Genomic DNA, 11521 nt, shown 5'->3' with positions numbered 1-11521 from the left:
CCGCTACGACAAGACGGCCACCATTTACCTGGCCGGACTGCACCTCGCCGCCATCTTCATCTGGTCGGCGAGGTGATCCGAAAGAAACGGCCTAGCCCACGTCGAGCGTGTCCGCCGCCTCGACCTCTTCGCGTGTGACCCCGAGCAGATACAGGACCGTGTCCAGGAAGGGGAAGTTCACCGCGGTGTGCGCCGCCTCGCGCACCACCGGCTTGGCGTTGAAGGCGACCCCGAGCCCCGCCGCGTTCAGCATGTCGAGATCGTTCGCACCGTCACCGATCGCCACCGTCTGCGACAGCGGCACGCCCGCCTCGGCGGCGAACCGGCGCAGCAGCCGGGCCTTGCCCGCCCGGTCCACGATCTCGCCGGTGACCCTGCCCGTCAGCTTCCCGTCGACGACCTCCAGGGTGTTGGCCTGGGCGAAGTCCAGCCCCAGCCGCTCCCTCAGATCATCGGTGACCTGGGTGAACCCGCCCGACACCACGCCCACTTGATAGCCGAGGCGCTTCAGCGTACGGATCAGCGTGCGCGCGCCCGGCGTCAGCCGTACCTCGCTGCGCACCTTGTCCACCACGGAGACGTCCAGCCCCTCCAGCAGCGCCACCCGCGCGTGCAGCGACTGCTCGAAGTCCAGCTCCCCGCGCATCGCGGCGGCCGTCACCTCGGCGACCTTGTCCTCACAGCCGGCGTGCGCGGCGAAGAGCTCGATCACCTCGTCCTGGATGAGCGTGGAGTCCACGTCCATGACGACCAGCCGCTGTGCCCGCCGGTACAGCCCCGCCCCGACCACGGCGATATCGACCCCGAGCCGCGCCGCTTCGGGCGCCAGCGCGGTACGCAGCGGCTCCGTCTCCACGCCGGACACCGCGAACTCCACCGCCGTCACCGGGTACTTGGCGAGCCGGAAGATACGGTCGATGTTGCCGCCGGCCTTGGTGATCCGGGCGGCGATCGTCGCCGTCGCCTCCGAGGTGAGGGGGTGACCCAGCACGGTGACCAGGGAGCGGCCTAGCCCGCGCGGACGGTTGTCGCCCCTACCGGAGATGATCTCCGCCTGCATCTTCATCGACTCCGCCCAGCTGTGGACGGTCGCCCGCAGATTGCCTTCGAGCCCCTCGGGCGGCTCGGTCACGAGCGCGCAGAGGACGATGCGGCCACGGGTGACGACCTGCTCGATGTCGACCACGTCGACCGAGTAGGCGGCGAGGGTGTCGAAGAGGCCGGCCGTGATGCCCGGCCGGTCCCTGCCGAAGATCTTGACAAGAAGGGTGGGAACGTCGGTGGTCTGCGATGCGCTCATGGTGTTCCCACCGTATCCGGCACCCAGTGCCCCGCGCCTGCGAGGTCCGCCTTCCGGACAGCGAACACTGCCTGTCCCGGGGATGTCCCCCACCTTACGAACGGTCCGGTTTCCGGGGCACCGGCGGAGGATCCGCCGGAGGCGGCGGCTTTTCCGGCCACCCCCGCCCCCGACGCGGTTCCATGGGCCCGATCACAGTCGGCGCCCCATAGGCATCCTCGGGTCCGTCCGCCGAACCCTCCGCGGCCCCGCCGGCTTCCGGCGACCCGGGCTCGCGCGCCCCTGGCGCCGGCACGGCGTCCTCGGGCCCGTGGGTTCCCTGCGGTCCCCGCGCGCCGCCCGCTCCTCGCGGCCCCGGCAGCCCCTGCGCACCACCCGGCGACCGCGCCGAAGCCCCCCGCCGTCCCTCCGGCCTCCACTCCTGCTGCTCAACCCCCCGTCCCACCCGCAGATACGGATTCGTATCCGGATTCGGCGGCCGGTGAGGCAGCCCCGGCGCATACGGACCGGCGGGCCTCGTCCAGGGCGGGCCCTCGGCGCGCCCCGCCGCGCGCCATGAACCCTCCACCTCCATGTCACCCCGTGCCAGCCGCGCCGCCCGCGCCCCCGCGGCGCCGCTCGCCCAGGCCAGCAGCGCCCCCGCCGCTCCCGCCCCCGCCCCCCACACCGCGCCCAGCAGCAGCGCCGTGCCGAGCCGGCCATGCAGCTCCATACCGGCGTCGAACGCGTCGAAGCCCAGCACGGACAGGGAGGCGTTCGCGGACACCTCCGTCAGCCAGGCCAGCAAGGGCAGGGCCAGTGCCGTGGCGATCCCCAGTCCCAGCGCGCACCGCCCGGCGAAGGCGACCGGCCCCGCCTCCGCGGCCGCCGTCACCGGCGTCCGTACCGCCGTCAGCACCCCCGCCAGCAGCATCATCAGCGCGGCGGCCACCGCCAGCAGCCACACCCGGCCGTCGTACTCCGCCAGCCGCCCCAGCGTGACGGACCGGTCCGAGCCCGCTCGCAGCAGTTCGTCCACGGGGTGCGGCAGCACCTCGAGCAGCGCCCCGCTCGCCCGCCCGTCCCACGGCACGAACAGACCGAGCGGCACCCCGGTCCACACCCCGTTCGGCGCCCCCAGCAGGGCGGCCCCCGCGATCCGCCGGGGATGCTCGTCACCGAGCGCCGCGTACGCCGCCGCGGCACCCCCCGCCGCCACCGCCACCAGCGCCACCGTCACCAGCGCGGACACCACCGGCCGTACGACACGGTGCACGGCGCCCCAGCCGCGGGGCAGGGGAGTACGGCGGGAGGCGAGCAGCGCGACGAGCAGCACCCCCGCCGCCCAGCCGAGGCCACCGAGCAGCGTCGGCACGGTGTCGACGGTGAACCCCACCGCCGCCTCCGCGTCGACGAGATCACCCACCCGGTCCGGCAGCAGCCCCCCGACATCCCCCAGCCCCGGGATCTCGAGACCCCCGTCCAGCCCGAACGCGCTTCCGTCGATGGTGACGACGTCGTGCCCCGCCCACACCAGCCCGCCCGCCATCGCCACGAACAGCGCGGCCACCGCGCCCGCGCGGGCGAGGAGTTCGGCGCCGGAGACCACAACTCCCGCCGCCCGCAGGGACCGCAGGAAGAAGTACGACAGCAGCAGCGCCCCCACCAGGCTCACGCCCAACGGTGTGACCGCCATCGCCGTACCGGCCTCGGCGCCCGACAGCCCGAACGCGGACATGTCGCCGGACGGCGTGACAGAACCGCCCGCCCCCAGCGCCACCACCGCCGCGGTCATCGGCCCCAGCGAACCGGCCGCGTCCGCGTCCAGCAGCCGCAGCCCGAGCGCCGCCGTGCCCGCCATCCCGATCAGCGCCCAGCTCACCGCCGCGACCGCGGACATCACCACGTCGACCCAGGGCACGCGCGCACCGCGCCCCGTCGCTCCGACGCCTGTGGCAGCACTCATGACAGAGCCCCCGATCCGCGACGCGGTGTGACGGCCGCGCGTGTCCCCCTCGCGTGGTTTACCACTCTCCGGGCCGATTTCAACCCCGCCCGCGAAAGGACGGTGAACACCTTGGTGCGCGCTCGTGACAAGGCCCGACTTTCGGTCACAGGGCCGGGCCTGGAATAGTTCCCCCCGATGTTCGACATCCCTAGACTCCCTGCGATGGGGGAAAATCGGGGGACAACTCAGTGGGGCATGGAGTGCCGGAACTCGTACTGGAATCAAACGGACGGACCTGGACGCTCGATCCGTCCAGGGCCTACACCCTCGGACGTGATCCGCAGGGGGACGTCGTGCTGGACGACGCCAGGGTCTCCTGGCGTCACGCCACGATCAGTTTCAACGGCCGCAGTTGGGTCATCGAGGACCACGGCAGCACGAACGGCACGTTCGCGCAGGGACAGCGGATCCACCATCTGGAGTTCGGCTCCGACACGGTGCTGAACCTGGGCAACGCCACCGACGGGCCGCGCGTGACCCTGTCCGGCGTCGCCGCCGCCGCGCCGCAGGCCCAGCCGCGGCAGCCGTACGCGGCGCAGGGCGCGAACGCCGGCTGGGCCCCGCAGCAGCAGGCGCCGGGGCAGCAGCAGCCCGGCTGGCAGCAGCCGCAGCAGTCGGCCGCGCAGCCGGCCGCGCCGCACATCCCGCAGCAGCAGGGCCCCGGTGGTGTCGCGGGGGCGCCGCCGGTCTACGGCGACCGCAGCCCCACCACGTTCCACCAGTTCTCCCTCGGCCGCGTGATGCGCATCGGCCGTGCGCTGGAGAACGACCTGGTCGTCTCCGACCTCCAGGTCTCCCGCAATCACGCCGAGTTCCACTCCACGCCCGACGGCCGCATGGAGATCCGCGACCTCGGCTCGCACAACGGCACGTACGTCAACGGTCTGCCGATCGCCAAGGGCGGCACCCAACTGCTCGGCCCCACCGACATCGTGGGCGTCGGTCACTCGACGTTCCGGATCGTCGGCGACCGGCTCGAGGAGTTCGTCGACACCGGTGAGGTGTCCTTCTCCGCCCGCCATCTGACCGTCACCGTCGACGGCGGCAAGCAGATCCTCAAGGACGTCTCCTTCGGCGTCCCCGAGAAGTCGCTGATCGCGGTCATCGGACCGTCCGGCTCCGGCAAGTCGACCCTGCTCAAGGCGCTCACCGGCTACCGCCCCGCCAACCAGGGCGAGGTCCTCTACGACAACCGGAACCTGTACAAGCAGTTCGCCGAGCTGCGTCAGCGCATCGGTCTGGTCCCGCAGGACGACATCCTGCACAAGGAGCTGACCGTCAAGAAGGCCCTCAAGTACGCGGCCAAGCTCCGCTTCCCCTCCGACACCACGGCCGCCGAGCGCGACGCCCGCATCGACGAGGTGCTGCGCGAGCTCAAGCTGGACATCCACAAGGACAAGAAGGTCACGTCCCTGTCCGGCGGCCAGCGCAAGCGTGTCTCCGTCGCCCTGGAGCTGCTCACCAAGCCGTCGCTGATCTTCCTGGACGAGCCGACCTCCGGCCTCGACCCGGGCATGGACCGCGACGTCATGCAGCTGCTGCGCGGTCTCGCCGACGACGGCCGCACCGTCCTCGTCGTCACCCACTCGGTGGCCGAGCTGGCGATCTGCGACAAGCTGCTGGTGATGGCGCCGGGCGGCTCCGTCGCCTACTTCGGCCCGCCCGAGGAGGCGCTGAACTTCTTCGGCTACGACACCTGGGCCGACGTCTTCTCCGCCTTCGAGAACTACCGCGACTACGACTGGGCGGGCCGCTGGAAGGGCTCGCAGCACTACCAGATGTACGCCGCGGACATCGACGCCGTCGCACCGCAGTCCGTACAGGTCCCGGCGATGCAGGCGATGAAACCGCCGAAGCCGCAGGGCTGGATGTCACAGTTCGTGACCCTGGTGCGCCGCTATGTCTCGGTGATCGTCTCCGACAAGGGCTTCCTCGCCCTGATGGTGATCCTGCCCGCCGTCCTCGGCGCGGTCAGCCTGCTGATCGACGCGGACAAGGGCCTGCTGCCCAACCCGCCCAACCCGCAGACCGGCCGGATCATCCCGAACGGCACCGCGACCACCGTCCTGCTCATCCTCGCGGTCGGCGCGTGCTTCGCGGGCGCCGCGAACTCCGTACGTGAGCTGATCAAGGAACGGGTCATCTACGAGCGGGAGCGCGCCACCGGCCTGTCCCGCTCGGCCTATCTGATGTCCAAGGTGTTCGTGCTCGGCATGATCACCGTGCTGCAGGGCCTCCTGGTCGGTGTGATCGGCTTCTCCAGCCGGGAGATCCCGGAGGAGGGCCTGGTCTTCGGCGGCTTCACACTGCTGGAGCTCTCCGTGCCGATCATGGCGCTGGGCTTCACCTCGATGATGTTCGGCCTGATCATCTCCTCGCTGGTGAAGACGGCGGAGAAGACCATGCCGCTGCTGGTGATGTTCGCGATCATCCAGGTCGTCTTCACCGGCTGTCTGTTCACGCTGCACGGCTCGATCGGCGTCAACCAGTTCTCGTTCCTGATGCCGTCGCGCTGGGCGGTCGCCGCGTCGGGCGCCACGCTCGACTTCAACAGGATCAGCCCGCCGGAGACGGCCGGCGACAACGACCCGCTCTGGGAGCACACGGTCGGGGCGTGGGCCATGGACATGGGCGCGATCATCCTGCTCGGCGTGATCTGCGGCTTCTTCGTGGCCCGCTTCCTGCGCCGGCACGAGCCCGAGGTCATGCGCAAGTAACGAGCGCCGTACGACCCCGAAGGGCGGCACCCTGTCAGGAGGGTGCCGCCCTTCGGCGTCGGTGAGTGCGAGAAGAGGTCCGCGCCGACCTCAGTACGCGCTGTCGACGTTGTCCATGGTGCCGTACTTGTCCGCCGCGTAGTTGCAGGCGGCGGTGATGTTGGAGACCGGGTCGTAGATGTTCTTCGGGGTGCCCGGCACGTGGTACGCCTCGAAGGTGGGCGGGATCACCTGCAGCAGACCCTTGGACGGGATGCCGTTCTGGGCGTTGATGTCCCAGAGGTTGATCGCCTGCGGGTTGCCGGAGGACTCCCGCATGACGTTGCGGTGGATGCCCTCGTAGGAGCCCGGGATGCCGTGCTTCTTCATGATGGACAGGGACTCACGGATCCAGCCGTCCAGGGTGTTCGGGTAGCTCTTGGGAGCCGCCTTCTTCACCTCGGCGCGCTCGGCGGCACGGCTGGCGGACTCCTTGGCCTGGCGGGACTTCTCGGCCTTGGCCTTCGCGGCGGCCTGCTTCTTGGCCTTCACGGCGGCCTGCTTCTTGGCGGTGGCCTCGGCGGCGGCCTGCTTCTTCGCCGCGATCTGCTCGGCCTTCATGTTCGCGCCGGCCAGCTGGTCGGTGACGGTCCCGCGGACGTCCTTGATCTGCTCGGTGCTGTACGCGACCTTCGCGGTCGGAGCGGCCGCCTCGGTCGTGGTGGTCGTGGAGGCGTTGCTCGGGATGGCCGAGAAACCGATGGCGGCCGCACCGAGCGCCGCGACGCCGGCGGCGGCGATCCTGTGGTGACGGGTCAGGGCACGACTGTGGCCACGGGTCAGGATGTGCTTGGACATGCGGATCGGACCTCTTCGAATAGCGCGGAGGCCGCTCGACGTCCGGTGGGGACAGGGTGCTTCCGGCACAAACGCCGCGGGGGATACCCACGGCGCCGAGCGACGCAGCCATTCTTAGCGGCCGCAAAATGGCGGGGCAAAGGTGTGACGTACGAAGCCGGGTAGTGGATCAGGGAGGGTGCAATCGGGGCAGAGAGGACTATCCGCCCCGCTCACGAGGACGGTATGTCTCTCCTATGCCTCTTCGTACGTGATGTGCGCCCTATGCCCGGCCTCACACGGCCCACCCCCCGCTCTCACTCCTGGTTGCTGGAGCAATGCTCTGAGTGAGGGTCTTCGATCACTCCGCCAGAACCAGGTGCACATCCCCGAACTCGTGCCACAGATAGCGCCCGCGCAGCGCCTCCTCGTACCCCCGGCCGATGGCCGCCCGCCCCGCCACCGCCTCCAGCATCAGCAGATGCGAGGCCTCCGGCTCGTGCAGCCCGGTCAGCAGCCCGTCCACCACCCGCACCCCGCGCTCAGGGGTCACCACCAGATCCGTCCACCCCGCGCGGGACCGCACCACACCGTCCGCACCGGCAGCCGACTCCACCGCCCGTACGGCCGTCGTCCCCACCGCGATCACCCGGCCGCCCCCGGCCCGCACCGCCCCGATCAGCCGCGCCGACGCCTCCGGCACCACGAACCGCTCCGGATACGGCGGCTCGTGCGCCTCCGCCGACGCCACCCCCGTATGCAGCGTGACCGGGGCGAACTGCACCCCCCGGCTCACCAGCTCCGCCACCATCCGCGTGGTGAACGGCCGCCCCGCGCTCGGCATCTCCGCACTCCCCGCACCGTCCGGCGACGGCAGCGCGAACACCGTCTGGTACGCCGACAACGGCTGGTCCCGCTCCGTGTACGCGTACCGGATGGCCCGCCCGTGCTCCCGCAGCACCCCGAGCACATCCCCCGGGACACGCGCCCACCACAGCCGCTCGCCCCGCGCGCTCAACGGCTCCTCCAGCACCAGCCGCGCACCCCCGACCAGCCGCACCTCCGTATCCGCGCGGAGGCCCGCCCGACCCCCGCCGCCACCCTCCCAAGGAGCGCTTCGCGCCCTGCCCCCGTTGAGCGCTCGCGTGGTGCCGCGGCCGTCCGGAACCCGCAGCTCCACCGCCCAGCGGCCGTCGTCACCGCGTGTGGAGAAGTGCACCACCACACGCGTGTGCCCGACCCACCCCCCGACCGCCGCCGGCAGCGTCGGCGACGTGTTCACCACCAGCAGGTCCCCGGCCCGCAGCAGCCCCGGCAGCTCCACGAAGGCGTGATGCGACACCTCCGTACCCCGCGACACCAGCAGCCGTACGGCGTCCCGCTCCAGCCCGGGCCCCCGCTGCTCCACCGGCACCCGCGCGGACAGCTCCTCCGGCACCTCGACGATCACGGTCATCACCGCTCCTCCAGCAGCGCCGGCGCCGCGTGACGGCCGCTCGCCGGCCGCTCGTCCAGCAGCCGCAGGAACGCGGGCACCACACTCGCCGGTGCCGGCCGTGGACCGTCGTCGTCCGGTACGGCCGCCGCGTACAGGTCCGTCGCCATGTCCCCGGGGTCGACCGACCACACCCGCAGCCCCGGCTCCTCCACCGCCAGCACCGCCGCCAGCTGGTCCAGGGCCGCCTTCGACGCCCCGTACCCGCCCCACGTCGGATACGCCTCGGCGGCGGCGTCCGAACTGACCGCCAGCACCGCCCCGGCCGGCGCCGCCCTGAGCAGCGGCAGCGCCTCCTGGACCAGGCCCAGCGCCGCCACCAGATTCACCTCCAGCGCCCGCCGCAGCCCGTCCAGCGGCAGCTCCTCCAGCGGGACCAGCGGCTCGGCGCCCAGCGCGCTCGCGTTGTGCACCAGCAGATCCACCCCGCCCAGCCGCCACGCCGCCGCCACCAGCTCCGCGCGGTGCGCGGCGTCCGTCACGTCCCCGGGCAGCGCCGTCACCCGCGTGCCGTGCGCCGACAGCGGCCCGGCCGCCTCCGCCAGCGGCACCGGGTCCCGCGCGTCCAGCACCAGATCCCAGCCGCGCTCCGCCAGCGCCAGGGCGAGCGCCTCCCCGAGCCCCTTCGAAGCCCCCGTGATGATCGCAACCGGCATGGCTACCGTCCCCTCGTCCTCCGACGCCGCTTGATCGGCGTGCCCTCAACGTAGGGACGGGCCCGCCGCCGTCGCCTCGGGCCGGGGACGCAGCGGCCGGGGTCCGTTGGGCCTACGTCACCGTCCCCGGACCCGCGGACCTACGCCGCCGTCCGGGGCCCCGGGACCTCCGGCCTAGGTCCACCGGCCCCGCCGCACGTCCGATCCCGCCGTCACCGCCCGCCGGTACCGTGAGGACATGAGTCACGGCCCCCGGTCCGGCCTCGCCGCGGTGAGCTCCGCGTTGCTGGCCATGAGCAGGCACCTCGAGGTGCGCGACGTCCTCAAGACGATCGTCGCCTCGGCCCGCGAACTCCTCGACGCGCAGTACGCCGCCCTCGGCGTCCCCGACGACCACGGCGGCTTCGCCCAGTTCGTGGTCGACGGCGTCAGCGACGACGAGTGGAAGGCCATCGGCCCCCTCCCGCGCCAGCACGGCATCCTCGCCGCGATGCTGAACGAGGCCACCCCCCAGCGCCTCGCCGACGTACGCCGCGACCCCCGTTTCGGGGGCTGGCCCAGCGCCCACCCCGATCTGGTCGATTTCCTGGGCCTGCCCATCCGCGACGGCGACGAGGTCATCGGTGCCCTGTTCCTCGCCAACAAGCGGTGTCCCAAGCCCGAGGGCACCTGCGGCTTCACCGAGGAGGACGAGGAACTGCTCGGCATCCTCGCCCAGCACGCGGCGATCGCCCTCACCAACGCCCGGCTCTACGAGCGCAGCCGCGAGCTGACCATCGCCGAGGAACGCTCCCGTCTCGCCCACGAGCTCCATGACGCCGTCAGCCAGAAACTCTTCTCCCTGCGGCTCACCGCCCAGGCAGCCGCCCGCCTCGTCGACCGGGACCCGTCGCGAGCCAAGGGCGAGCTCCAGCAGGTCGCCGCCCTGGCCGCCGAGGCCGCCGACGAACTGCGTGCCGCGGTCGTCGAACTGCGCCCCGCGGCCCTCGACGAGGACGGCCTCGTCGCCACGCTCCGTACCCAGATCCAGGTCCTCGACCGTGCCCACACCGCCCGCGTGACCTTCACCGGCCACGGCGTACGCGCCCTGCCCGCCGCCCAGGAGGAGGCGGTGCTGCGCGTCGCCCAGGAAGCCCTGCACAACGCGCTTCGGCACTCCGGCGGCGCCCACGTCGACGTCACCCTGGACCGGCGCGGCGGCGGAGCGGTCCTGCGGGTCAGCGACGACGGCGGCGGCTTCGACCCGCGCATCGTGCGCCGCGCGGGCCGCCATCTGGGCCTGGTCTCCATGCGGGACCGGGCGAGCGGGGTCGGCGGCACGCTGACCGTGGAATCGGCGCCCGGCGAGGGCACCACGATCGAGATGGAGGTCCCCGGTGGCTGACGCAATCAAGGTGCTGCTGGTCGACGATCACCAGGTGGTACGCCGGGGACTGCGCACCTTCCTCGAGGTGCAGGACGACATCCAGGTCGTCGGCGAGGCCGCGGACGGTGCCGAGGGCGTCGCCCTGGCGGGGGAACTGGGGCCCGACGTCATCCTCATGGACGTCAAGATGCCCGGTATGGACGGCGTGGACGCGCTGCGCCGGCTCCGCGAACTGGACCACCCCGCGCGTGTGCTCATCGTCACCAGCTTCACCGAGCAGCGCACCGTCGTCCCCGCCCTGCGCGCGGGCGCCGCCGGCTATGTGTACAAGGACGTCGATCCCGACGCGCTCGCCGGAGCCATCCGTTCCGTGCACGCGGGGCACGTGCTGCTCCAGGCGGAGGTGGCCGGTGCGCTGCTCTCCCAGGAGGAGACCGGCACGGGCACGGGACGCGCCGGGTCCCTCACCGACCGGGAGCGCGAAGTGCTCGGACTGATAGCGGACGGGCGCGCCAACCGGGAGATCGCCCGCGCCCTGGTGCTCTCGGAGAAGACGGTGAAGACCCACGTCTCGAACATCCTGATGAAACTCGACCTGGCGGACCGTACCCAGGCCGCGCTGTGGGCCGTACGACATGGTCTGGCCGGCTGAGTCCGTCCGATCTGAGATTCATACCGTAGTGGGAATGTCCTCCAGGTGGCCGTATCCATCGTCGGTACCCGTCGTTCTCCAGTGCACGCCGCGGCGCCTGCCGCGGGCATCACCAGGAGGGCATCGGAAAGTGAAGAACCTGAAGAAGGCAGCGGCCGTGACGATGGTGGCCGGCGGTCTGCTCGCCGCCGGTACGGGAATGGCTTCCGCCACCGACGGCAGCCACGCCCACGGCAAGGCCGTCGGCTCCCCGGGCGTCGTCTCCGGCAACCTCGTCCAGGTTCCGGTCGACGTCCCGGTCAACGTCAGCGGCAACAGCGTCAACGTCATCGGCCTCCTCAACCCGGCCTTCGGCAACACCGCCATCAACCACTGACACCCCGCGCGGCCGCGTGCGGCCGAGCCGCGTAGCCGGCCGCGGTCGGCTGAGCCGCGTAGCTGCGGGCGGCTCTGCCGCGTAGCTGCGGGCAGTCGTGCCGCTGGGGCGGCACGGGTGGGCGCAGCGGCACCCCCTCCAGCGGGGCGAGCGCTT

General features: G+C 72.0%; 9 protein-coding genes. 4 read left to right on the top strand and 5 right to left on the bottom strand.

All coding sequences use genetic code 11. From position 1 onward, the window contains the following. Positions 1-91: 91 nt before the first annotated feature. Both serB and ACGFR9_RS35050 read right to left on the bottom strand, forming a co-directional pair. Positions 92-1300 (bottom strand): phosphoserine phosphatase SerB, encoded by a 1209-nt coding sequence (serB, locus tag ACGFR9_RS35055; RefSeq protein ID WP_393216943.1) that lies wholly within the window; start codon positions 1298-1300, stop codon positions 92-94. A 94-nt stretch (positions 1301-1394) separates the two neighbouring features. Next, positions 1395-3245, bottom strand: a complete 1851-nt coding sequence (locus tag ACGFR9_RS35050) for a streptophobe family protein (protein WP_393216941.1) — start codon at positions 3243-3245, stop codon at positions 1395-1397. Positions 3246-3487: 242 nt separating this feature from the next. On the opposite strand from ACGFR9_RS35050, the gene ACGFR9_RS35045 reads away from it, so the two are divergent. Continuing rightward, positions 3488-6004: an FHA domain-containing protein gene (locus ACGFR9_RS35045; RefSeq protein WP_393216945.1), complete on the top strand. Its 2517-nt coding sequence runs from the start codon at positions 3488-3490 to the stop codon at positions 6002-6004. A 90-nt stretch (positions 6005-6094) separates the two neighbouring features. Here the strand turns inward: ACGFR9_RS35045 and ACGFR9_RS35040 are convergent, their stop codons facing one another. The 3 genes from ACGFR9_RS35040 to ACGFR9_RS35030 all read right to left on the bottom strand — a co-directional run bounded on the left by ACGFR9_RS35040 (position 6095) and on the right by ACGFR9_RS35030 (position 8971). Further along, positions 6095-6841 carry a transglycosylase SLT domain-containing protein gene (locus ACGFR9_RS35040; RefSeq protein WP_393216939.1) on the bottom strand — a complete coding sequence of 249 codons (747 nt, stop codon included), beginning with the start codon at positions 6839-6841 and terminating at the stop codon, positions 6095-6097. A 340-nt stretch (positions 6842-7181) separates the two neighbouring features. Then, entirely contained in the window at positions 7182-8276 is a 1095-nt protein-coding gene (locus ACGFR9_RS35035; RefSeq protein WP_393216937.1) for an S-adenosylmethionine:tRNA ribosyltransferase-isomerase, read from the bottom strand. Further along, complete coding sequence (locus ACGFR9_RS35030) at positions 8276-8971, bottom strand: SDR family NAD(P)-dependent oxidoreductase (protein ID WP_393216935.1); 696 nt, start codon at positions 8969-8971, stop codon at positions 8276-8278. The genes ACGFR9_RS35035 and ACGFR9_RS35030 overlap by 1 nt, the downstream gene beginning before the upstream one ends. A 238-nt stretch (positions 8972-9209) precedes the next feature. Between ACGFR9_RS35030 and ACGFR9_RS35025 the strand changes: the two genes are divergently transcribed. From ACGFR9_RS35025 to ACGFR9_RS35015, 3 genes are all read left to right on the top strand, one after another. Then, positions 9210-10355 (top strand): GAF domain-containing sensor histidine kinase, encoded by a 1146-nt coding sequence (locus tag ACGFR9_RS35025; RefSeq protein WP_393216933.1) that lies wholly within the window; start codon positions 9210-9212, stop codon positions 10353-10355. Then, complete coding sequence (locus ACGFR9_RS35020) at positions 10348-10989, top strand: response regulator (RefSeq protein ID WP_393216931.1); 642 nt, start codon at positions 10348-10350, stop codon at positions 10987-10989. The genes ACGFR9_RS35025 and ACGFR9_RS35020 overlap by 8 nt, the downstream gene beginning before the upstream one ends. Before the next feature lie 130 nt (positions 10990-11119). Further along, positions 11120-11365 carry a chaplin gene (locus ACGFR9_RS35015; protein ID WP_393216929.1) on the top strand — a complete coding sequence of 82 codons (246 nt, stop codon included), beginning with the start codon at positions 11120-11122 and terminating at the stop codon, positions 11363-11365. Positions 11366-11521: the final 156 nt, after the last annotated feature.

This window comes from Streptomyces sp. NPDC048584, from assembly GCF_043199595.1.
GTDB classification, from domain to species: Bacteria; Actinomycetota; Actinomycetes; order Streptomycetales; family Streptomycetaceae; genus Streptomyces; species Streptomyces edwardsiae.
This window is presented reverse-complemented; position numbering and strand designations above follow the sequence as displayed.

Coding starts and splice junctions, on each gene's coding strand:
- serB (WP_393216943.1), bottom strand. CDS start 1,300: ATGAGCGCATCGCAGACCACCGACGTTCCCACCCTTCTTGTCAAGATC.
- ACGFR9_RS35050 (WP_393216941.1), bottom strand. CDS start 3,245: ATGAGTGCTGCCACAGGCGTCGGAGCGACGGGGCGCGGTGCGCGCGTG.
- ACGFR9_RS35040 (WP_393216939.1), bottom strand. CDS start 6,841: ATGTCCAAGCACATCCTGACCCGTGGCCACAGTCGTGCCCTGACCCGT.
- ACGFR9_RS35035 (WP_393216937.1), bottom strand. CDS start 8,276: ATGACCGTGATCGTCGAGGTGCCGGAGGAGCTGTCCGCGCGGGTGCCG.
- ACGFR9_RS35030 (WP_393216935.1), bottom strand. CDS start 8,971: ATGCCGGTTGCGATCATCACGGGGGCTTCGAAGGGGCTCGGGGAGGCG.
- ACGFR9_RS35025 (WP_393216933.1), top strand. CDS start 9,210: ATGAGTCACGGCCCCCGGTCCGGCCTCGCCGCGGTGAGCTCCGCGTTG.